This window comes from Massilia litorea (assembly GCF_015101885.1).
Lineage (GTDB): Bacteria > Pseudomonadota > Gammaproteobacteria > Burkholderiales > Burkholderiaceae_D > Telluria > Telluria litorea.
This window is the reverse complement of sequence record NZ_CP062941.1, coordinates 1786350-1807315: the sequence shown is the minus strand read 5'-3', so window position 1 is coordinate 1807315 and position 20966 is coordinate 1786350. Positions and strand designations below refer to the sequence as shown.

Genomic DNA, 20966 nt, shown 5'->3' with positions numbered 1-20966 from the left:
TGGCGGGAGGTCATCCGTCGCTTTGATCAAGGAGGTGTATATGTCGTCAGGCAAGATCCTCGTTGCACAAGGAGGCGGTCCGACCGCCGTCATCAACCAGTCGATGGTCGGCGTGACCCTGGAGGCGCGCCGCTTTCGCAACGTGACGCGCATCTACGGTGCCCTGCACGGCGTGCGCGGCATCGTCAATGAGGACTTCCTCGACCTCACCCAGGAAACCAGCCACAACCTGGAACTGGTGGCGGCCACGCCCTCCTCGGCGCTCGGCTCGACCCGCGACAAGCCCGACACCGCCTATTGCACGCGCATCTTCGATGTCCTGCGTGCGCACGAGATCGAACATTTTTTCTACATCGGCGGCAATGACTCGGCCGACACGGTGCGCATCGTCAGCGAGCAGGCGCGTGCCGCCGGCTACCCGTTGCGCTCGATCCACATCCCGAAAACCATCGACAACGACCTGGTCGGCAACGACCACACGCCCGGATTTCCCTCGGCGGCACGCTTCGTCGCCCAGGCCTTTGCCGGCGCCAATCTCGACAATGCGGCATTACCCGGCGTCTACGTCGGCGTCGTGATGGGGCGCCATGCGGGTTTTCTCACCGCCGCCTCTGCCCTGGGTAAAAAATTCCCGGATGACGGCCCGCACCTGATTTACCTGCCCGAGCGCGTGTTCGAGCTGGAGCGCTTCCTGGCCGACGTCAAGGCGGCCTACGAACGCTACGGGCGCTGCGTGATCGCCGTCTCCGAGGGGGTACATGACGCCGCCGGCGAGCCGATCATCACCTTGCTGGCCAAGGAAATCGAAAAGGATGCGCACGGCAACGTACAACTGTCCGGCACCGGCGCGCTGGCTGACCTGCTGTGCGAGGAAATCAAGAGCAGGCTCGGCATCAAGCGCGTACGCGGCGATACCTTTGGCTACCTGCAGCGCTCCTTCATCGGCTGTGTGTCCGACGTCGACCAGCGCGAGGCGAGAGAGGTCGGCGAAAAGGCGGTCCAGTTCGCGATGTGGGGAAACGCCGATGGCTCGGTCGTCATCCGCCGCATGGGCTTTTATTCGGTCGACTACGAGTTATTGCCGCTGGACCAGGTTGCCGGCAAGACGCGCACCATGGAAGACGAATTCATCAGTGAGAGCGGTACCGATGTGACCGATGCCTTCCGGCTTTATTTGCGCCCCCTGCTCGGCTCCGGCATGCCGGACGCGTTCCGCTTGCGCGGGGCGAGGGTCGACAAGATCCTGGCACGTTAAATATGGTGCAGCAACAAAAAAGGCGCCTGCGGGCGCCTTTTCCTCGGAGCATACAAACGCTTACAGCACCACGGTCTGCGCCTGCCCCTCTTCGCGGGCACGGATCTCGCCGATCCGATAGACGGTCTCGCCGGCTGCCTGCAGCTGGGCCATGGCCGCGTCCGCATTCTCTTTCGAGACGATGACCGTCATGCCGATGCCGCAATTGAACACGCGGTGCATTTCGGCATCCGCCACGCCGCCGTGCTGCTGCAGCCACTGGAACAGCGGCGGCATGGTCCACGATTTGCCATCGAGCACGGCCGTCAGATTGTCCTGCAGCACGCGCGGGATGTTTTCGACCAGGCCGCCGCCGGTGATGTGGACCAGGCCCTTCACTTCCATCGACGCCATCAGCGCCAGCAGCGGTTTGACGTAGAGGCGGGTCGGCGCCATCAGCACGTCCGACAGCTTGCGCCCATGGAAATCGGCTTCCAGGTCCGGCTTGGCCACCGCGATGATCTTGCGCACCAGCGAATAGCCGTTGGAGTGGATGCCCGACGAGGCCAGGCCCAGCACCACGTCGCCCGGGGTGATCTTGCTGCCGTCGATGATCTGCGATTTTTCCACCGCGCCGACCGCGAAGCCGGCCAGGTCGTATTCGCCGTCCGGGTACATGCCCGGCATTTCGGCGGTCTCGCCGCCGAGCAGCGCGCAGCCGGACTGTTCGCAGCCTTCGGCGATGCCCTTGACTACCGCGGTCGCGGTCGCCACGTCCAGCTTGCCGCAGGCGAAATAGTCGAGGAAGAACAGCGGTTCCGCGCCCTGCACCAGGATGTCGTTGACGCTCATGGCGACCAGGTCGATGCCGACCGTGTCGTGGCGGTTCAGCTCGAATGCGAGTTTCAGCTTGGTGCCGACGCCGTCGGTACCCGAGACCAGGACCGGCTCCTTGAACTTCTTGCTGATCTCGAACAGCCCGCCGAAACCGCCGATGCCGCCGAGCACGCCTTCCCGCATGGTGCGCTTGGCAAACGGCTTGATCGCTTCGACCAGAGCGTCGCCGGCATCGATATCGACACCTGCGTCGCGGTAGGAGAGAGAAACATTAGATGGTTGGCTCATGGTATTTGGCAGCGGAGGCGGTAAAATAGAAGGCGAGGACGGGATCAACCACTGATTCCGGTCAATTCGCTATTTTAACAAAACAGCCCGGCCTACCCGCCAAACCGAGATAACAAGAAAAACATGCCCTCTTCCCGCCATCTGGAGCACAGTCCGCCACGCCTTGCGCCGGCGCTCCCGAAGGCAGCCGCACGAAGCGTCCAGGCCCGCCCCTGCGCAGCACGCCACGCCTGCGTTTCCATTGTCAGCCCGGCAGCTTCTATAATGCCGCATGCGTATGACACAACCAGGATGAGACGATCGCCATGAAGCAGCTGGTGCTCGATTTAGGCGCCGAGCCGGCGCACAGCCTCGATACCTTCCAGGTCGGGGAAAATGCCGAACTGGCGCACTTGATGCACCAGTTCGCGCAGCGTGCATCGCGCGAGCATTTCGCCTACCTGTGGGGTGATACAGGCGCCGGCAAGACCCACCTGCTGCAGGCGCTGGCGAGCACCCCGAACTCGCGCTACATCGCAGCAAGCGCCCCGGCCGCCGACTTTGTCTACTCGCCCGACATTTCCCTGTACCTGCTGGACGATTGCGACCGCCTCGGCCCGGCCGCCCAGATCGACGCGTTCGCCCTGTTCAACCAGATCCGCGAACACGGCGCCTACATGGTCTCGACCGGCCCGGTGCCGCCGGCCGTGCTGCCGGTGCGCGAAGATCTGAGAACGCGCATGGGCTGGGGACTGATCTACCTGATCCACGGTTTATCCGACGACCAGAAGATCGCCGCCCTGACGCAGGCGGCCGAGGCGCGCGGCCTGACCCTGTCGGCCAGCGTGTTACCCTATTTGCTGTCTCACTTCAAGCGCGACATGCGCTCGCTGGCGACGATGCTGGACGCCCTCGACCAGTACTCGCTCGAGACCCAGCGCCCGGTCACGCTGCCCCTGCTGCGCGACCTGCTGCTCTCACATCCGCCGGCCGATGCTGCGCAGCCGGACTCCACGCAGTCGGATACTAAACAATGAACAAGCTTGCCCTGTTTGACCTCGACCACACCTTGCTGCCGATCGACTCGGACTACGAGTGGGGCCAGTTTTTGGTGCGCATCGGGGCCGTCGACGCGGCCGCCTATGCGCGCCGCAACGATGAATTTTTCGCGCAATACCAGGCCGGCGTGCTCGACCCGGTCGAATACCTCGAATTCGCCCTCGGCACCCTGGCCGGTTTCGCGCCCGACGAACTGGCGGCCATGCACGCGCGGTACATGCGCGAGGTGATCGAACCGGCGATCCAGCCGCAGGCGCTGGCGCTGGTCAGGCGCCACCAGGAGGCCGGCGACCTGGTGGCGATCATCACCGCCACCAACCACACCATCACGGCGCCGATCGCAAAGCTGTTCGGCGTCGAGCACCACATCGCGGCGATGCCGGAACGCGATGCCGACGGCCGGCTGACCGGGAAACTGGCCGGCACGCCGACCTCGGGGCCGGGCAAGATCACCCACATGCACGCCTGGCTGGAGCGTCTCGGCCGTCCGTTCGACAGCTTCGAGAGCAGCCATTTCTACAGCGATTCGCACAACGACATTCCGCTGCTGTCGATCGTCTCCCACCCGGTCGCGACCAACCCGAGCGCCGCGCTCGCCAGCCACGCACACGCCCAAGGCTGGCCTTTACTCCATCTCTTCAATGATTAAAAAATTCATTCGTAAAATCCTTGGCGTGAAAGACGAGCGCGACCCTACCGAACCAGTCGTCCTCGGGCCGGAAGAACACGGTATCGATTTAAAACTCGTGTCGCCGAACGCGATCCGGCTCACGCAGACCCTGCAGGAAGCCGGTTTCAAAGCCTTTGTCGTCGGCGGCGCCGTGCGCGACCTGCTGCTGGGCGTGAAACCGAAAGATTTCGATATCGCCACCGACGCCACGCCGGAACAGGTGAAAAAATTGTTCCGCCGCGCCTTCATCATCGGCCGCCGCTTCCAGATCGTGCACGTGATGTTCGGCCAGGAGCTGCTGGAAGTGACGACCTTCCGCGGCAACGGCAGCAACAACGCGCCGAAGGACGAGCACGGTCGCGTCCTGCGCGACAACAATTTCGGACCGCAGCACGAGGACGCCGCGCGCCGCGATTTCACCATCAACGCGATGTACTACGATCCGGCCACGCAAAGCGTGCTGGACTACCACGGCGGCATTGCCGACATCCGCGAAAAAACCCTGCGCATCATCGGCATGCCGGAAGCGCGCTACCGCGAAGACCCGGTGCGCATGCTGCGCGTGGTGCGCTTCGCGGCCAAGCTCGGTTTTACGATCGAGCCGACCACGCGCGCGCCAATCCCGGTGATGGCGCCCCTGATCGACAACGTGCCCGCCGCGCGCGTGTTCGACGAAATGCTGAAGTTGCTGCTGTCGGGCCACGCGCTGGCCTGCCTGAAGGAACTGCGTTCGGCCGGCCTGCACCACGGCCTGCTGCCCCTGCTCGACGTGGTGCTGGAGCAGCCGATCGGCATGAAGTTCGTGACGCTTGCGCTCGAATCCACGGATTCGCGTGTCAAAGCCGGCAAGGGCGTGTCGCCGGGCTTCCTGTTCGCCTCGCTGTTGTGGCACCAGGTGCTCGAAAAATGGACGGCGTATCGGGCTGCCGGTGAGGCGCCGATCCCGGCCCTGCACCTGGCCGCCGACGACGTGCTGGAAACGCAAACGGACAATCTCGCCCTGCAGCGCCGCATCGCCACCGACATGCGCGACATCTGGGCCATGCAGCCGCGCTTCGAACGCCGCACCGGCAAGGCGCCGTACAAATTGCTCGAGAATCCGCGCTTCCGCGCCGGTTACGACTTCCTGCTGCTGCGCTGCGAGTCGGGCGAGCTGGAGATGGAAATCGGCGAGTGGTGGACCGCCTTCTACGAGGCCGAAGCGGGCGAACGCGAGCGCCTGGTCACCCAGGCCAACCGTCCGGCGCCCGTCGCCGGCGAAAAGAAGAAGCGCGCGCCGCGCCGTGGGCCGCGCAACCGCAGCAGTGAAGGTGCCGATGCAGGTGCGGGATCGAACGCGGGCTCCAGCGACTCCGCACCGACCGTGAGCAACATCCGGGAATGATCGCTTTCATCGGCATCGGCGCCAACCTGGGCGATGCGCGCGGCAATGTCGTGGACGCCCTGGCGCGCCTGGAGCGCCAATCCGGCTGCCGGCTGGTGGCCTCTTCCAGCCTGTGGCGCACGGCGCCGATCGATTCCTCGGGCGACGATTACATCAACGCCGTGGCCGTCATCGAAACAAGCCTCGACGCCCACGCGCTGCTGGCGACGCTGCACGCCATCGAAACCGACCACGGCCGCGAACGGCCGTATCGCAATGCGCCACGCACCCTCGACCTCGATCTGCTGTTATATGGCGACCAGGTCATCGCCACCCCGGCCCTGACAGTACCGCACCCGCGCCTGCACGAGCGCGCCTTCGTGCTGGCGCCGCTGCTGGAAATTGCGCCCGACACCCTCATCCCCGGCCGCGGACGCGCCGCCGATTATTTGCCGGGCGTGGCCGACCAGGCCATCGTCCGCCTCGACTAACATGCAAATTCCTGTCTTCTTCCAAACCGCGGGCCTGCTCGCGCTGTCGAACGTCTTCATGACCTTCGCCTGGTACGGGCACCTGAAAAGCCTGAACAACCGCGCCTGGTATATCGCCGCCCTGATCAGCTGGGGCATCGCCCTGTTCGAATACCTGCTGCAGGTGCCGGCGAATCGCATCGGCGCCACCCAGTACAGCCTGGCCCAATTGAAGATCATGCAGGAAGCGATCACGCTGAGCGTGTTCGTCCCCTTCGCCATGTTTTATATGGACCAGCCGTTCAAGCTCGACTACATCTGGGCCGCACTCTGCCTGGTCGGCGCCGTCTATTTCATCTTCCGCAGCTAAAAAGCAGCTGCTCCGGCAGGTTTTTTTCCGGCGGATTACACTACGCCGTCGAATTAATTGTTTTCAAAAGGATCACCATGAGCGCTTATTTGCAGGGCAAGGAAATGACGGGCGGCGACGCGCCGGCCCCGGCTAAACCCGTCGCCAAGCCCGTCACCATCCCGGCGCTGCAGGCGATGCGCGCGGCCGGCACCAAGATCGCCATGCTGACCTGCTACGACGCCAGCTTTGCCTCGCTGATGGACCGCTGCGGCGTCGACATCCTCCTGATCGGCGACTCGCTCGGCATGGTCTGCGCCGGCCATTCCTCGACGCTGCCGGTGACCCTTGCCGACATGGTCTACCACACGGCCTCGGTCGCGCGCGGCAACAAGAACGCGCTGATCCTGGCCGACCTCCCCTTCGCCAGCTACGCCACCCCGGAAGCGGCCCTGGAAAGCTCGGCCGCGCTGATGCGCGCCGGCGCCCAGATGGTCAAGATCGAAGGCGGCGCCTGGCTGGCCGACACGGTCCGTTTCCTGGCCGAGCGCGGCATCCCCGTGTGCGCCCACATCGGCCTGACCCCGCAATTCGTCCACCAGCTGGGCGGTTTCAAGGTGCAGGGCAAGACCGATGAAGGCGCCGAGCGCCTGAAAAACGATGCGCTGGCCCTGCAGGCGGCGGGCGCGGCGATCGTGCTGTTGGAGGCCGTGCCGGCAGCGCTGGGCAAGGCGACGACGGAATTGCTGCAGGTGCCGACGATCGGCATCGGCGCCGGCCCCGACTGCTCGGGCCAGGTGCTGGTCATGCACGATATGCTGGGCGTGTTCCCAGGCCACAAGGCGCGTTTCGTGAAGAACTTCATGGAAGGCCAGACCAGCATCGAAGGCGCCGTGCGCGCCTACGTGTCCGGCGTCAAGGACGGCAGCTTCCCGGCGCCGGAACACTGCTTTTAATGTAAAACATGGACGGCGTCCCGAGCACCCGCCTGTTCCTGGCGCTGTGGCCGGATCCCGCGATCCGCCACGCGCTGCGTGAACGGCGTGACGCCTGGGACTGGCCGCGCGGCGCCAGCCCGGTGCATACGGACAAACTGCACATGACACTGCACTTCCTGGGCGAATTGCCGAGCGAGCGGGTGCCGGAGCTGCAGCGCGGGTTTGCGGTGCCATTTACCCCGTTCACGCTGTCGATCGGCGTGCCGAAACTGTGGGCACATGGCGTGGCCGTGCTGGAACCGCACGAGGAGCCGCCCGAGTTGCTCGAACTGCATGCGAATTTATCGTCTGCCCTGGTCGCGCTCGGCTTGCAGCCGGAAGCGCGCACCTATCGCCCGCACGTGACGCTGGCGCGGCGTGCCAACAATGTGGTCGTGCCGCCGGAGACCGAGCCGCTGGTCTGGAAGATCGACGGCTATGCATTGGTCGAATCGAAGCCCGGCAATGGCGGCGGCTATACGGTGATTCAGCAATACGGAACCGCTGCGTAACGTAGGGTGGGCTCCGCCCACGCGGTGATACTGACAGGCTCCGATTTCGTGCTCAATGATCTCGCCGTCAGGTATCACCGCGTGGGCACGAGTGCCATCCTACGGCCCACGCTTCACACCAGCAGCATCAGATGCTCGCGCTCCCACGAGCTGATCACGCGGCTAAACGTCGCGAATTCCAGCTCTTTCACTTCGCAAAACGCCTGCACGAACAAGTCTCCCAGCATGTTCGATAGCGGCGGGCACTGGCGCATGCGCAGGATTGCATCCTCCAGGTTGCGCGGCAGGTCGTCGTGGATGTGCTCGGCACTGTCGTCGGTCGGTTCGGATGGCGCGATGCCGTCGACCATGCCAAGGTAGCCGCAGCTGAGGGTGGCCGCCATCGCCAGATAGGGGTTCACGTCGACGCCCGGCACCCGGTTTTCGACGCGCCGGTTTTCCGGCGTGGAATTGGGCACGCGGATGCCGCAGGTACGGTTGTCGTAGCCCCAGCGCACGTTGGTCGGCGCCGACTGGAAGCGCGACAGGCGCCGGTAAGAGTTCACGTGCGGCGCGAACATCAGCAGCGCCGACGGCACATAGCGCTCCAGGCCCCCGATAAAATGGAAGAACAGCGGACTCGGTCCGCCATCGGCTGCCGTAAAAATATTCTCTCCGCTGCGTGCATCGACCACGCTCTGGTGCACGTGCATCGCGCTGCCGGGCTCGGTTTCCATCGGTTTCGCCATGAAAGTGGCGAAGATGCCATGGCGCAGCGCCGTCTCGCGCACGGCGCGCTTGAACAGGAACACGCGGTCGGCCAGCTCCAATGCATCCCCGTGGGCGAAATTGATTTCCATCTGCCCCGCGCCGGCTTCATGGATCAGGGTTTCGACGCCCAGCGCATGGGTTTTGCAGAAGCTCGAGAGTTCCAGGAAGAAGGGATCGAAATCGTTGACGGCGTCGATCGAATACGACTGGCGGCCGAGTTCGGTCATGCCGCTTCTCCCCATCGGCGGCATCAGCGGCACGTGCGGGTCGACATTCCTGGCAACGAGATAAAACTCCATTTCCGGCGCCACCACCGGCTTCCAGCCGCGCTCCGCATACAGGCCGAGCACGCGGCGCAGCACGGAACGGGGCGCGAGTTCGACGGGAGAGCCATCGAAATTCATGCAGTCGTGGATCACCAGCGCCACCGATTCCGAGGCCCAGGGCACGACCCGCATCGTCGCCGCATCGGGCACGCAGACCATGTCGGGATCGGTGGCGCCGACATACGGTAAATTGTTCGGCTGCTCGCCATTGACGGTATTGAGCAGGACGCTCTTCGGCAGGCGCATGTGTTCGCCGTCCAGGAACAAATCCTTCGGCAGGATCTTGCCGCGTGCAATCCCGGTCATGTCGGCGATGACGCACTCGACTTCGTGGATGTTGTGCTCGCGCAGGAAATCGCGCATGGCATCGGGCACTGCAGCGCTCATCTCGGCTCCCGGCATTCCAGGCCGGCCAATGTAGCACGGCGGCGCAGGAGGGAGCGCCGCCCCTGCCGTCCTACCCGACCTGGATCCAGGTCGTCTTCAGCTCCGTATATTTATCGAAGGCGTGCAGCGACTTGTCGCGGCCGTTGCCGGATTGTTTATAGCCACCGAAGGGGACCGTGATGTCGTCGCTGTCGTACTGGTTCACGTGCACGGTACCGGCCCGCAGTGCCCGTGCCGTGCGGATCGCTTTACTTATATCTGCCGTCCACACGGCCGCCGCCAGGCCGTAGGGCGTGGCATTCGCCTGGCGCACCGCGTCGTCGAGGCTCGTAAACGACAGCACCGACAGCACCGGCCCGAAGATTTCCTCGCGCGCGATGCGCATGCTTGCGTCGACGCCGTCGAACAGGGTCGGCTCGACGTACAGGCCGCCGCTCTCCACGCGCGCCGCCTTGCCGCCGGCCAGCAGGCGCGCCCCCTCCGCCTTGCCGGCCTCGATATAGCCGAGCACGGTTTTCATCTGGATCGGGTCGACGATCGCGCCCATCACGGTGGCTTCGTCGAGCGGGTCGCCGGGCGCGAAGTCCGGGATCATTGTTAATGCTTTATCGAGGAAGGCATCCTTGATCGAGGCTTCGACGAACAGGCGGGAAGGTGCGTTGCAGCTTTCTCCCTGATTAAAATAGATGGAACCGATGGCGGCGGACACGGCCGCATCCAGGTCCGGGCAATCGGCGCAGACGATGTTCGCCGACTTGCCGCCCAGTTCGGTCCAGGCGCGTTTCAGGTTCGACTGGCCTGCCATTTGCACGATCTGCTTGCCGGTGCGGGTGGACCCGGTAAAGGCAATGCAGTCGACGTCCATGTGCAGGCCGAGGGCGCGGCCTGCTTCGTCGCCGAATCCGGGCAGGACATTGAAGACGCCCGCCGGCACGCCGGCCTCGAGCGCCAGCTCGGCCAGGCGCAGCGCACTCAAGGGCGCCTTTTCCGAGGGTTTTAATATCAGGCTGTTGCCGGCGGCCAGCGCCGGGCCGATCTTCCAGGCCGCCATCAGCATCGGATAATTCCAGGGGATGATGGCGGCGACGACGCCGACCGGTTCGCGCGTGATCAGGGCCAGGCTGCTGTCGGCGGTGGGCGCAACCTGGTCGTAGAGTTTGTCGATCGCTTCGCCATACCAGCGGATGCAATTCTGCGCGAGCTGGACGTCGACGCTGCGGCTGTAGCGGATCGGCTTGCCCATGTCCAGGGTTTCGAGCAGCGCCAGCTCGTCGCGATTGGTCAACATCAGGTCGGCGAAGCGGACCAGGATTTTCTTGCGTTCGGCTGGCGCCTTGCCCGCCCAGCGCCGGTCCTCGAAGGCGGCACGGGCGCTGGCTACCGCCGCGTCGACATCTTCGCCGCCGCAGCGCGCGGCCTCGGCCAGCTTGCGGCCGTCGACCGGAGAGAGACAATCGAAACGCGCACCAGAGCGGGCGTCGACGCGTTCGCCATCGATGAATGCACAGGCGTCGATCCGCAGGGCGGCGGCGCGGTCGTGCCAAGGTGTTGTGGACATGCCAGCGTTCCTTCCAAAGTGAGTAAAACACATCGAAAAAGGGACCAGACTCCATCCTGCGGCGAAGTTCTGCCGCTATAATCGCCGATTTTCCGCCCGAACATTTTTCACTCCCCCGGAGCTGTGACTGCCATGAACTACACCTTGATTACCTGTGTCGTGCTCTACCTGCTGGGCACGCTGGCGCTGGGAGTGTGGGCGGGTACGCGCATCAAGAATACCAGTGACTTCGCGGTTGCCGGGCGCAGCCTGCCTTTGATCATGGTGATTACGACGACCTTCGCCACCTGGTTCGGCGCCGAAACCGTGATGGGTGTCCCGGCGAAATTCGTGCAGGGCGGCCTGAATGCGGTCATCGAGGACCCGTTCGGCGCCGGCACCTGCCTGATCCTGGTGGGTCTCTTTTTCGCGACCAAGCTGTATAAACTCAATTTGCTGACGATCGGCGACTACTACCGCGAGCGCTACGGCAAGGGCATCGAAATCTTTTGCTCGGTCGCCATCATCCTCAGTTACCTCGGCTGGGTCGCGGCCCAGATCACGGCGCTCGGCCTGGTATTCTCGGTGCTGACCAACGGTGCGATGGCGCCTGCCGCCGGCATGGTGATCGGCACCCTGGCCGTGCTGATCTATGTCGTGGTCGGCGGTTTCCTGGCCGTGGCATTGACCGATTTCATCCAGATGATCGTGCTGGTGATCGGCATGTCGATCATCGCCTTCTTCGCGGCGGACCTCGCCGGCGGCGCCGGCCGCGTGTTCGACATGGCCCAGCATGCGGATTTGTGGCGCCTGTGGCCGGAGCCGACTTTTACCGACATCATTTTCTTCTTCGGCGCGGCCATCACGATGATGTTCGGCAGCATCCCGCAGCAGGACGTGTTCCAGCGCGTCATGTCGGCCAAGGATGCGCCCACCGCGCGCACCGGCGCCGTGATCGGCGGCGCCAGCTACATCCTGTTCGGCTTCGTGCCGATGTTCATCGTCGCCGCCGCCGTGGTCGTGATGGGCGACAACGCCATGGACATCGCCAAGAACGACTACCAGCGCCTGCTGCCGACCTTCGTGATGACCAAGATGCCGCTGATCATGCAGATCCTGTTCTTCGGCGCCCTGCTGTCGGCCATCAAGAGCACCTCGTCGGCCACCCTGCTGGCGCCGTCGACCAGTTTTACGGAAAACATCCTGAAAAACCTGCGTCCGGGCATGAACGACAAGCAGCAACTGTTCGCCATGCGCATGACCATCGTCGTCTTCGCGGCGCTGGTGCTGGCCTACGCGATCGCGATGGAGGGTACGTCGATCTATGAACTGGTGTCGTCGGCCTACCAGGTCACCCTGGTCGCCGCCTTTGTGCCGCTGGTCATGGGCCTGTACTGGAAGCGGGCGACGACCCAGGGCGCGATCTTCTCGATCGGTGCCGGGCTGTTCGTGTGGATTCTGTTCTTCCCGCAGATTTCCTCGCTGGGCGAGCATTTCCCGGGACAGCTGGCCGGCTTGTTGGCGGCGTTTGCGGGCATGTTCGCCGGTTCGCTGGCGCCGCAGGTGCTCAAGAACCGGACGGAAAAATCGAAGACGTGGCCTTCCCCCATCGTCACGGACACTTCCGTTAGGCGCATTTTAGGTTTTCAAACTGTACCGGGCTGATATACCCGAGAGTGGAATGACGCCGGCGTGGATTGTAGAACCTTTCGATATAGTCGAACACGTCTGCCCGTAAATCATCCCTGGTCCGGTAGTGCTTTTTGCTCAGCCGCTCGGTTTTCAGCGTCGAAAAGAAGCTTTCCATTGCAGCGTTGTCCCAGCAGTTGCCGCGACGGCTCATGCTGCAAACGATGCCGTGCGATTCGAGCAAGCGCTGGAAGTCTTCGCTGGTGTATTGCGAGCCCTGGTCCGAGTGATGCAATACTGCCCGAGGCCGGCCGCGGCGGAAGATGGCCATCAGCAGGGCATCCATTACCAGCTGCGCTGTCATGGTCGGTTGCATCGACCAGCCCACCACACGCCGCGAGTACAGGTCAAGGACGACAGCGACAAACAGCCAGCCTTCGCCAGTCCATACGTAAGTAAAGTCAGCAGCCCATTTCTGGTTCGGGCCTGGCGCTTCAAATTGCCGGTCCAGCAGGTTCGGCGCGATGGCGTGGACTGGCGAATCGAGCTGCCCAGGTGCGCGGCGACGCTTGTGGCGGGCCTTGATGCCGGCAGCTTTCATCAGCCGTGCCACGCGGTTCTCACTGCAGGCAAAGCCAGCATCGATAAGGTCTCGCACTACGCGCGGCGAACCGTATGTGCCATCGCTGGCTTCGTGGCTGTGCTTGATCGCCTTGAGGAGCTGCGCATTCTCACGTTCATGCGCACTTATTGGTCGGCCGAGCCAGTCGTAAAAACCACTGCTCGACACACCAAGCAGACGACACATCGTTCGCGTTGGCCAGATGGCTCTATATTTGGCGATGAAGCCGTACTTCACTTGAGGTCGGCTGCGAAGTAGCCGAGCGCCTTTTTTAAGATGTCGCGCTCCGTCTTGACCTTTGCCAGCTCGCGCCGCATGCGCTCATATTCCTGGGTCGATACCTTCTCGCCCCCGCCCGTAACCTCTGCATCCACGTTGGCGTCTCTGCACCACCGCCCCAGCAAATTGGCGCCAATGCCAAGGTCGCGGGCGATCGCCGCCTTGCTTGCACCAGGCTGGCCTACCAGCTTGACTGCCTCGCGCTTGAACTCTTCTGAAAACAACCGTCTTTCACGTGCCATGTAACTCCTCCGATAGGGACATCATACCTATCGAAAGTGTCCGCGCTGGTGGGGGAATGCCAACGATCGGCGTGAGCGTGTAGGCTGGGCACGCCGTGCCCATGCGGACCTGTGATCATCGTTAGGACGTAGGGTGGGCACCCTGTTTAGCACAGGGACATCCTAAACACCTGGCTAGGGACATAGGTAACACCTTTTATGATCATTGCACTGCTGACTTTGGGAGCGTGCGATGCCTTGGAAGGAGAGTTCCAAAATGTCTTCTCGCCTTGAATTCGTGATGTTGGCGTCGGCGCCGGGAGCCAACATACGGGCGCTGTGCCGTGCATTCAGCGTCAGTCCCAAGAGCGCATACTTGTGGATGGACCGCTACCGCCAGGAAGGGCCGGCCGGCTTGAGTGACCGGTCACGCCAGCCCCTGACGTCGCCGAATCGGAGCGATGCTCAGCTCGAGGCTCAGGTGTTGGCGCTGCATGACCAGTATCCGTGCTGGGGTGGGCGCAAGCTGGCCGCCTTGCTACCGGACGGGATGGCCAAGCCGCATCACAACACCATCGCCGCAATCTTGCGGCGTAATGGCCGTCGTTTAGTGCCCCACGCCGACGTTACCGAGCGAACGCACACCCGTTTCGAACACGAAGCGCCCAATTTACTGTGGCAGATGGATTTCAAAGGCCATATTGCGTTGACCGACAAGCGCGCTGGGCGCTGTCATCCGCTGACCGTCCTGGACGACCACTCCCGCTTTGCAATCTGTCTGGCTGCTTGCTCGGGCGAAGATGGCATGCAGGTGCGAACAGCCTTGACCCAGGCGTTTCTGATCTACGGCTTGCCGCAACGGATCACATGCGACAACGGTCCGCCCTGGGGAACGTCGGGGCATGGCACACTCTCCAAGCTGGAAATCTGGCTGACGCGCCTGGGCATCCGCGTCAGCCATAGCCGTCCTTACCATCCTCAGACGCAGGGCAAGGACGAGCGCTTTCACCGCACGCTTAAACGCGAATTGCTCGACCGTTCAGGCTTCAACACCATCGACTCATGTCAGAGCGCCTTCAACGGCTGGCGTGACCAGTACAACCTCATCCGTCCTCACGAAGCGCTTGGACAGCGCCCACCAGTGACGCGCTACACACCCAGCGCCAGACCGTTTCCATCGAGCCTGCCACCTATCGAATACGACGAGGGAGACGACGTGCGCAAAGTGCGCCGGCATGGCCAGCTGCACTTCCGCGGACGCGACTATTTTGTCGGCGAGGGGCTGCTCGATGAACTCGTCGCCGTGCGTCCAACGGCTGAGGAAGGCGTCTACAGGGTGTTTTTCTGCGAGCGGGAACTACGAATGATCGACCTACGAAACCCCGGCTAGAATGACACCACATGTGTTACCCATGTCCCTAGCCAGGTGTTACCTATGTCCCTGTGCTAAACACACCCCGTGCCCACCATGCGCGATCACATCCAGCCACGGCTGCGCACATCGGCCAGCGTCAAATCCAGGCAATCCCGGATCCGCGCCGCCATCTCGTCGATCTCCGTTTTCGTCATCACCAGCGGCGGCGCCACGATCATCCGGTCGCCCACCGCGCGCATGATGACGCCGTTGTCAAACATGTGCCCGCGGCATACCATCCCCACATGCAGCGCAGGATCGAAGCGGACGCAGTCGTGCACCGATGTACCTTTCGCGCGCACCAGGTTCAACCCCGCCACCATGCCGCAACTCTCGGCGTGACCGACCAGCGGATGCGTCGCCAGCTCGGTGAACGCCGCTTTTAAATGCGGCCCGGTTTCCAGCGCCACCTTTTCAATCAAGCGCTCCTCGCGCAGGATGCGCAGGTTTTCCAGCGCCGCGGCGCAGGCCACGGGATGGCCGGAATACGTAAAACCGTGGTTGAAATCGCCGCCCTTCTCGACCAGCGCGTGCGCCACGCGTTTACCGACCAATACGCCCCCGAGCGGCACATAGCCCGAAGTCACGCCCTTGGCAAAGCTGATCAGGTCTGGCCGCATTCCCATCAGTTCGGAACCGAACCAGGCGCCGAGCCGCCCGAAGCCGCAGATGACCTCGTCGGCGACGAGCAGGATGCCGTACTTGTCGCAGATGCGCTGCACTTCCGGCCAGTAGGTCGGCGGCGGGATGATGACCCCGCCCGCGCCCTGCACCGGCTCGCCGATGAAGGCGGCGACCTTGTCCGCTCCGACGGCCAGGATTTCGTCTTCCAGCCAGCCTGCCGCCACGAGACCAAACGCGTTTTCGCTCAGCCCATGCCCGTGTTCGGCATAGTTCGGCTGGCCGATGTGGCGGATGCCGGGAATCGGCAGGCCGCCCTGGGCATGCATGCCCGCCATGCCGCCCAGCGAGGCGCCGGCCATCGTGCTGCCGTGATAGGCATTCTGGCGGCTGATGACGACCTGGCGCTCGCTCTGGCCGAGGATGTCCCAGTAGCGCCGCACCATGCGCACGATCGTGTCGTTCGCTTCCGAGCCGGAGCCGGTGAAGAACACGTGGCTGAACTGCGGCGGCGCCAGCGCCACCAGTTCCGCCGCCAGTTGCACCGCCGGCACATTGGTCGTATTAAAAAAGCTGTTATAGAAGGGCAGCGTTTCCATCTGCCGGTAGACCGCCTGCGAGATCGAGGTGCGGCCATAGCCGACGTTGACGCACCACAGGCCCGACATGCCGTCGATCAGCTGCTGCCCTTCGGAATCCCACAAGTGGACGCCCTGCCCGCGCACCATCACGCGCACGCCCTTGTCGCGTAGCGCCGCGTGGTCGGTGAAGGGGTGCAGGAAGTGCGCGGCATCGAGTTCCTGGATGGCGCGCGTGTCGAACGCTTCCGCGGTGGAAGCGTTCAAGGAAGTGATGCTGGCGGCAAGCACCGCCGTTTCGTCGGTTGCCATGATGGCACCTCTTTTGGTTGTAGATCCCTAGTTGGTCATACGTGCAATAACAGGTGTTCGCGCTCCCACGGGCTGATCACGGTCATGAACTCCTGGTGCTCGAGTTCCTTGATCGCGGAGTACACGTCGATAAAACGGTCGCCCAGCACTTCGCGCAGGCGCGCCTCGCCGCGCACATGCTGCAGCGCTTCCGGCAAGCCCTGCGGCAGTTCGACCGGCATTTTGTAGGCGCTGCCCTCGACGATCGGGGTCGGCTCGAGCGCGTCGACCATGCCGAGGTAGCCGCAGGCCAGCGTCACCGCCAGCGCCAGATACGGATTGGCGTCGGCGCCGATGATGCGGTTTTCGATGCGGCGGTCCTGTGCGCCCGAGACCGGCACGCGGAAGCCGACCGTGCGGTTGTCGATGCCCCATTGCAGGTTGATCGGCGCGGCCGTGTGGCGCACGATGCGGCGATACGAGTTGACGTAAGGCGCGACGATCGCCATGGCCGAAGGCATATAGCGCTGCAGGCCGCCGATGTACTGGTAGAACAGTTTCGATGCATTGCCGTCGGCGTCGCTGAAGATGTTGCGCCCGGTTTTGGCGTCGACCACGCTCTGGTGCACGTGCATCGCCGAACCCGGTTCGCCGGCCATCGGCTTGGCCATGAAGGTGGCGTACATGTCGTGTTTCAATGCCGCTTCCCTCAGCGTGCGCTTAAAGTAAAACACCTTGTCGGCCAGGCCGAGCGGATCGCCGTGCTGGAAATTGATTTCCATCTGGCCGGCGCCGATCTCGTGGATCAGGGTGTCGACGTCGAGGTTCATCAGGTCGCAGTAATCGTAGATGTCCTCGAACAGCGGATCGAATTCGTTGACGGCGTCGATGCTGTAGACCTGGCGGCTGGTCTCGGCGCGGCCGCTGCGGCCGATCGGCGCGGCCAGCGGCAAGTCCGGGTCGATGTTCTTCGCCGTCAAATAAAACTCGAGCTCGGGCGCGACCAGCGGCGTCCAGCCCTTCTCCGCATACAGTTTCAACACCCGGCGCAGCACCGAGCGCGGAGCGAAGTCGACCAGGCTGCCGTCGGCAAAATAACAGTCGTGGATCACCTGCGCGGTCGGATCGACGGCCCAGGGCACCATCGTGATGGTGGTCGGGTCCGCCTTCAGGATCATGTCGCGGTCGGTGCTGGAAATGGCGCGGTCGTAGGCGTCGTCGCCGATCGGGGAATTGCCGGTCACGGTCATGCCGAGCACGGCTTCCGGCAGGCGCATGCCTCGCTCTTCGGTAAATTTAATCCGGGGCAGGATCTTGCCGCGGGCAACGCCGGTCAGGTCGGGGACCAGGCATTCGATTTCGGTGACGCGCTTGGCATTGAGCCACTCGTCCATGTCGGTATAGGAAAAATTCTCGCGGATTGCCATCATTGCCTCTCTGTTGTTCAGTGGTCGCAGGGGCGCAACAGGGCGCCCTGCACGTGCGGGAGAGAACGAGGCAAACTAGGGGACGGCGCGCGCCACCCACCGCATTTCCGAGTGCGTGGCGGCGGTCATGGGCGCCCCTGTTTCCTGGCGCGGTAGTCGCGGCAAGCCTGGCCGAAGGCGCCGAACATCTTCATGGAATACGGATTGTGCGTGATGCGCCACTCGGGGTGCCATTGCACCGCCAGCGTAAAACCGGGCGCGGCGCCGACCGAGAACGCCTCCACCAGACCGTCTTCGGCCCTGGCCTCGATCACCAGTCCCGGCGCCAGTTCGTTGACGCCCTGCCCGTGCAGCGAATTGACGGGAATTTCGTCGGCGCCGACGATCGCGTGCAGCATGCCGCCCGGGGTCAACTGAATCTTGTGGGCGTCGCCGTATTGTTCATCCATGCCGAGTTCGGGGTTTTCGCGGTGGTCGAATTTACCTTCCACCAGCTGCACCGCCTGGTGCAGCGAGCCCCCGAGGGCCACGTTCATCTCCTGGAAACCGCGGCAGATCGCGATGATCGGAATGCCCCGTCCGACAGCCGCCCGGATCAGGGGCAAGGTCGTTTCGTCGCGCGCCGGATCTTGCGGCAGCGACGGGTCGAGCACTTCTTCCGAGTAATAGCTGGGGTGGACGTTCGAGGCCGAACCGGTGAGCATGATGCCATCGCACAGTTGCAGCATTGTCTCCAGGTCCAGGTCCTTGCCGAGGGAGGGAAGGATCATGGGCGCGCAGTCGGCGCCGAGGACGATGGCGTCGACATACTTGTGCTGGGCCGCGTGGTACGGGTGTTCGCCGAAGTCACGCGTGCATGCTGGAACGATTACGATGGGGCGCATGGTTTCTACCTTGTCGTGAGCGCACTGAGACCATCATACGAGCAATCTGGTCCGAGCGCGAGTAGCCATTAATCCAGATCAAACACAGCGTATATAACGCGCACGTATCGTGCCGATCTGCTAATAAATCTGCGGTTTCATAATAAAAGGATAACGTTAACTGGAGAAGGATGCCAACACGGCTGCCTCGTCGGTGGCGCCCGGGTCAGGGAAACAGCAGGACAAAGCGCGTCAGGCCGGGCCCGGGACGCACTTCCGCCCGGCCACCATGGAGGGTCATGATGGCGCTGACGATCGACAATCCGAGCCCGGTGGAACCGGCGCCTGCGCTGCGCGACGCGTCGGCCCTGTAAAAGCGCTCGAACAGGTGCGGCAGGTCGTGCGCGGCGATCGGATCGCCCCGGTTCGTGACCGACAGTTCGGTTGCGCCGGCGACAGTCGCGGCCGCCAGCGTGACGGTGCTGCCGGGGCAGGCGTGGCGGATCGCATTCGACAGCAGGTTGGCCAGCGCGCGGCGCAGCAACTGCGGATCGGCCCGCACGGTCCCGCTGCCGGCGCAGTCCAGCACGATGCCGCGCTCCTCGGCCATGCCTTCGAAGAATTCGACCATCCGGGCGTACTCGTCCTCGACTGCCAGGTTCTCGCGCACCGGCACCACGTCTTCCTGTTGGGCGCGCGCCAGGAACAGCATGCTGTCGACCATGCGCGACAGGCGTTCCAGCTCTTCCACGTTCGAGGCCAGCAGGTCCTCGTAGTGGTCCGGGCTGCGCCGCTGCGCCAGCGCCACCTGGGTCTGCCCCAGCAGGTTGTTGACCGGGGTGCGGAACTCGTGCGCCAGGTCGGCGGAAAAACCTGACAGGCGGGTGTAGCCGTCGTGCAGACGGACCAGCATGGCGTTCAGGGCGTCGATCAGGGGCCGCAGTTCACGCGGCGCGTTCGCGCTCTCGAGCTGGCTGTCGAGCCGGCCCGGCCGCACCAGGGCTGCATGGGCGGCGATCGCACGCAGGGGCCGCAAACCGCGTACCAGCAGGAAGGCCGCCAGCAGGCCCGCCAGCAGCGCCGCGAGGGCGCAGGCCAGCACGATCTGGCGGCGGTAGCGCGCGAACATGGCAGTGCGGTCGGCATACACCCGCGCCACCGTAATCCGTACCGGCTGCTGTCCGCCCAGGCGCGCCGTGCCGGAGACGACCTGGCCCGGCGCGCCGGCGCGGCTGGTCCAGGCCAGGATCGGCGGGTATCCCGCCCCATCAGCGGCGGGCGGCTGCGGATAGCGTTCGCCCGGCGAATTGATGTCGAGCAGCACCTGTCCGTCGGCATCGAGGATGCGCACCAGCGAATTTTCCTGCCCGCTCATCGTGTCCCGAAAATATTGCGGACGCTCGCGCAACAAGGACTGGGCGCCCGGGCTGCCGAGCAGCTGCTGGACCTGGCGCAGCTTGCCGAGCAGGGCGATGTCGTCGCGGCGCGCGATTTCGCCAACGAAGGCGTGGTACAGGTAGAGGCCCAGCCCCGCCGCGCTGGCCGCCACGATCAGGACAAAGGCAAGCGTGACGCGCAGGGTCAGCGAACCCTTCATGTTTGCGGCTCCGCTTCGCAGACATAGCCCATGCCGCGCCGGGTATGGATCAGTTTCAGATCGAAGGGATCGTCGAGCTTGCGGCGCAGGCGCCGCACGGCGGCGTCGATGACGTTGGTGTCGCTGTCGAAGTTGATGTCCCACACGGCCGAGGCGATCAGGGAACGCGACAGCACCTGGCCCTGGCGCCGCGCCAGCAAATGGAGCAAGTTGAATTCCTGGGCGGTCAGCAGCACTGGTTGACCCTGGCGCAGGACCTTGCGTGCGACAACGTCGATCTCCATGTCGCCGATACACAGCAGATCGTCCTCGCGCAGCGGCGCACGCCGCAGCAGGGTGCGGATGCGCGCCACCAGCTCGACGAAAGCGAAGGGTTTCACCAGATAGTCGTCGGCGCCCAGTTCCAGCCCTTTGACACGGTCCCGCACCTCGTCGCGCGCCGTCAGGAACAAGACCGGCAGCCGCGCCGTTGCCTCATGCGCACGCAAGGCCGCCAGCACTTCCCACCCGTCCATGCGCGGCAGCATGACGTCGAGCACGACGAGATCGACCTCTTCCTCATTGGCCAGATGCAGGCCGTCGCGCCCGTTGCGCGCAAGGCTGGCCGTGAAACCCGACTCGCGCAGGCCGCGCTGCAGGTAGTCGCCGGTCTTGGGCTCGTCTTCGATGATGAGGATGTGCATGGC

19 protein-coding genes are annotated in these 20966 nt (G+C 64.0%); 10 read left to right on the top strand and 9 right to left on the bottom strand.

Features of this window, described 5'->3' with window-relative positions; genetic code table 11:
* Positions 1-40 precede the first annotated feature (40 nt).
* Positions 41-1255 carry a 6-phosphofructokinase gene (locus tag LPB04_RS08035; protein ID WP_193688182.1) on the top strand — a complete coding sequence of 405 codons (1215 nt, stop codon included), beginning with the start codon at positions 41-43 and terminating at the stop codon, positions 1253-1255.
* Positions 1256-1315: 60 nt separating this feature from the next.
* Here LPB04_RS08035 and purM read toward each other — a convergent pair whose 3' ends face one another.
* Positions 1316-2359, bottom strand: a complete 1044-nt coding sequence (gene purM / locus LPB04_RS08030; RefSeq protein WP_193688181.1) for a phosphoribosylformylglycinamidine cyclo-ligase — start codon at positions 2357-2359, stop codon at positions 1316-1318.
* Positions 2360-2664: 305 nt separating this feature from the next.
* Here purM and hda point away from each other — a divergent pair, with 305 nt between their 5' ends.
* The 7 genes from hda (at position 2665) to thpR (ending at position 7738) form a co-directional block, all read left to right on the top strand.
* Entirely contained in the window at positions 2665-3375 is a 711-nt protein-coding gene (gene hda / locus LPB04_RS08025) for a DnaA regulatory inactivator Hda (RefSeq protein WP_193688180.1), read from the top strand.
* The gene (locus LPB04_RS08020; RefSeq protein WP_193688179.1) at positions 3372-4046 is read left to right on the top strand and encodes a histidinol-phosphatase; all 675 of its coding nucleotides are present in this window, start codon (positions 3372-3374) and stop codon (positions 4044-4046) included. The genes hda and LPB04_RS08020 overlap by 4 nt, the downstream gene beginning before the upstream one ends.
* Positions 4039-5451, top strand: coding sequence for a polynucleotide adenylyltransferase PcnB (gene pcnB, locus LPB04_RS08015; RefSeq protein ID WP_193688178.1), 1413 nt, complete (start codon positions 4039-4041; stop codon positions 5449-5451). The genes LPB04_RS08020 and pcnB overlap by 8 nt, the downstream gene beginning before the upstream one ends.
* A complete protein-coding gene (gene folK, locus LPB04_RS08010; RefSeq protein WP_193688177.1) occupies positions 5448-5921 on the top strand; it encodes a 2-amino-4-hydroxy-6-hydroxymethyldihydropteridine diphosphokinase in 474 nt (157 codons plus the stop codon). Before pcnB ends, folK begins: the two co-directional genes overlap by 4 nt.
* Position 5922: 1 nt before the next feature.
* Complete coding sequence (locus tag LPB04_RS08005; protein WP_193688176.1) at positions 5923-6270, top strand: DMT family protein; 348 nt, start codon at positions 5923-5925, stop codon at positions 6268-6270.
* A 77-nt stretch (positions 6271-6347) separates the two neighbouring features.
* Positions 6348-7205: a 3-methyl-2-oxobutanoate hydroxymethyltransferase gene (gene panB, locus LPB04_RS08000; RefSeq protein WP_193688175.1), complete on the top strand. Its 858-nt coding sequence runs from the start codon at positions 6348-6350 to the stop codon at positions 7203-7205.
* Between the two features lie 8 nt (positions 7206-7213).
* Complete coding sequence (gene thpR / locus LPB04_RS07995) at positions 7214-7738, top strand: RNA 2',3'-cyclic phosphodiesterase (RefSeq protein WP_193688174.1); 525 nt, start codon at positions 7214-7216, stop codon at positions 7736-7738.
* 113 nt (positions 7739-7851) lie between these two features.
* Here the strand turns inward: thpR and LPB04_RS07990 are convergent, their stop codons facing one another.
* Positions 7852-9201, bottom strand: coding sequence for a glutamine synthetase family protein (locus LPB04_RS07990; RefSeq protein ID WP_227496660.1), 1350 nt, complete (start codon positions 9199-9201; stop codon positions 7852-7854).
* Positions 9202-9271: 70 nt separating this feature from the next.
* On the bottom strand, positions 9272-10759 hold the full coding sequence (locus LPB04_RS07985) for an aldehyde dehydrogenase (RefSeq protein WP_193688173.1): 1488 nt from the start codon (positions 10757-10759) through the stop codon (positions 9272-9274).
* Positions 10760-10891: 132 nt separating this feature from the next.
* Between LPB04_RS07985 and LPB04_RS07980 the strand changes: the two genes are divergently transcribed.
* Positions 10892-12403 carry a sodium:solute symporter family protein gene (locus LPB04_RS07980; RefSeq protein WP_227496659.1) on the top strand — a complete coding sequence of 504 codons (1512 nt, stop codon included), beginning with the start codon at positions 10892-10894 and terminating at the stop codon, positions 12401-12403.
* Here the strand turns inward: LPB04_RS07980 and LPB04_RS07975 are convergent.
* Positions 12366-13510, bottom strand: a protein-coding gene (locus tag LPB04_RS07975) for an IS3 family transposase (RefSeq protein WP_193686218.1) whose coding sequence is annotated in 2 segments (ribosomal slippage) — positions 12366-13252 and positions 13252-13510 — 1146 coding nt in all. Because the reading frame shifts where the segments join, the coding sequence is not laid out codon by codon here. The two genes, LPB04_RS07980 and LPB04_RS07975, sit on opposite strands and share 38 nt — an antisense overlap.
* A 232-nt stretch (positions 13511-13742) precedes the next feature.
* Here LPB04_RS07975 and LPB04_RS07970 point away from each other — a divergent pair.
* Positions 13743-14879, top strand: a complete 1137-nt coding sequence (locus tag LPB04_RS07970) for an IS481 family transposase (RefSeq protein ID WP_193688172.1) — start codon at positions 13743-13745, stop codon at positions 14877-14879.
* Positions 14880-14965: 86 nt separating this feature from the next.
* Here the strand turns inward: LPB04_RS07970 and LPB04_RS07965 are convergent, their stop codons facing one another.
* From LPB04_RS07965 to LPB04_RS07945, 5 genes are all read right to left on the bottom strand, one after another.
* A complete protein-coding gene (locus LPB04_RS07965; RefSeq protein WP_193688171.1) occupies positions 14966-16414 on the bottom strand; it encodes an aspartate aminotransferase family protein in 1449 nt (482 codons plus the stop codon).
* A gap of 35 nt (positions 16415-16449) precedes the next feature.
* Complete coding sequence (locus LPB04_RS07960) at positions 16450-17820, bottom strand: glutamine synthetase family protein (RefSeq protein ID WP_193688895.1); 1371 nt, start codon at positions 17818-17820, stop codon at positions 16450-16452.
* Positions 17821-17945: 125 nt separating this feature from the next.
* A complete protein-coding gene (locus LPB04_RS07955) occupies positions 17946-18704 on the bottom strand; it encodes a gamma-glutamyl-gamma-aminobutyrate hydrolase family protein (protein ID WP_193688170.1) in 759 nt (252 codons plus the stop codon).
* A gap of 205 nt (positions 18705-18909) precedes the next feature.
* Positions 18910-20280, bottom strand: a complete 1371-nt coding sequence (locus LPB04_RS07950; protein WP_193688169.1) for a heavy metal sensor histidine kinase — start codon at positions 20278-20280, stop codon at positions 18910-18912.
* Complete coding sequence (locus tag LPB04_RS07945) at positions 20277-20963, bottom strand: heavy metal response regulator transcription factor (protein WP_193688168.1); 687 nt, start codon at positions 20961-20963, stop codon at positions 20277-20279. Before LPB04_RS07945 ends, LPB04_RS07950 begins: the two co-directional genes overlap by 4 nt.
* Positions 20964-20966 lie beyond the last annotated feature (3 nt).

Coding starts and splice junctions, on each gene's coding strand:
- LPB04_RS08035 (WP_193688182.1), top strand. CDS start 41: ATGTCGTCAGGCAAGATCCTCGTTGCACAAGGAGGCGGTCCGACCGCC.
- purM (WP_193688181.1), bottom strand. CDS start 2,359: ATGAGCCAACCATCTAATGTTTCTCTCTCCTACCGCGACGCAGGTGTC.
- hda (WP_193688180.1), top strand. CDS start 2,665: ATGAAGCAGCTGGTGCTCGATTTAGGCGCCGAGCCGGCGCACAGCCTC.
- LPB04_RS08020 (WP_193688179.1), top strand. CDS start 3,372: ATGAACAAGCTTGCCCTGTTTGACCTCGACCACACCTTGCTGCCGATC.
- pcnB (WP_193688178.1), top strand. CDS start 4,039: ATGATTAAAAAATTCATTCGTAAAATCCTTGGCGTGAAAGACGAGCGC.
- folK (WP_193688177.1), top strand. CDS start 5,448: ATGATCGCTTTCATCGGCATCGGCGCCAACCTGGGCGATGCGCGCGGC.
- LPB04_RS08005 (WP_193688176.1), top strand. CDS start 5,923: ATGCAAATTCCTGTCTTCTTCCAAACCGCGGGCCTGCTCGCGCTGTCG.
- panB (WP_193688175.1), top strand. CDS start 6,348: ATGAGCGCTTATTTGCAGGGCAAGGAAATGACGGGCGGCGACGCGCCG.
- thpR (WP_193688174.1), top strand. CDS start 7,214: ATGGACGGCGTCCCGAGCACCCGCCTGTTCCTGGCGCTGTGGCCGGAT.
- LPB04_RS07990 (WP_227496660.1), bottom strand. CDS start 9,201: ATGAGCGCTGCAGTGCCCGATGCCATGCGCGATTTCCTGCGCGAGCAC.
- LPB04_RS07985 (WP_193688173.1), bottom strand. CDS start 10,759: ATGTCCACAACACCTTGGCACGACCGCGCCGCCGCCCTGCGGATCGAC.
- LPB04_RS07980 (WP_227496659.1), top strand. CDS start 10,892: ATGAACTACACCTTGATTACCTGTGTCGTGCTCTACCTGCTGGGCACG.
- LPB04_RS07970 (WP_193688172.1), top strand. CDS start 13,743: ATGCCTTGGAAGGAGAGTTCCAAAATGTCTTCTCGCCTTGAATTCGTG.
- LPB04_RS07965 (WP_193688171.1), bottom strand. CDS start 16,414: ATGGCAACCGACGAAACGGCGGTGCTTGCCGCCAGCATCACTTCCTTG.
- LPB04_RS07960 (WP_193688895.1), bottom strand. CDS start 17,820: ATGGCAATCCGCGAGAATTTTTCCTATACCGACATGGACGAGTGGCTC.
- LPB04_RS07955 (WP_193688170.1), bottom strand. CDS start 18,704: ATGCGCCCCATCGTAATCGTTCCAGCATGCACGCGTGACTTCGGCGAA.
- LPB04_RS07950 (WP_193688169.1), bottom strand. CDS start 20,280: ATGAAGGGTTCGCTGACCCTGCGCGTCACGCTTGCCTTTGTCCTGATC.
- LPB04_RS07945 (WP_193688168.1), bottom strand. CDS start 20,963: ATGCACATCCTCATCATCGAAGACGAGCCCAAGACCGGCGACTACCTG.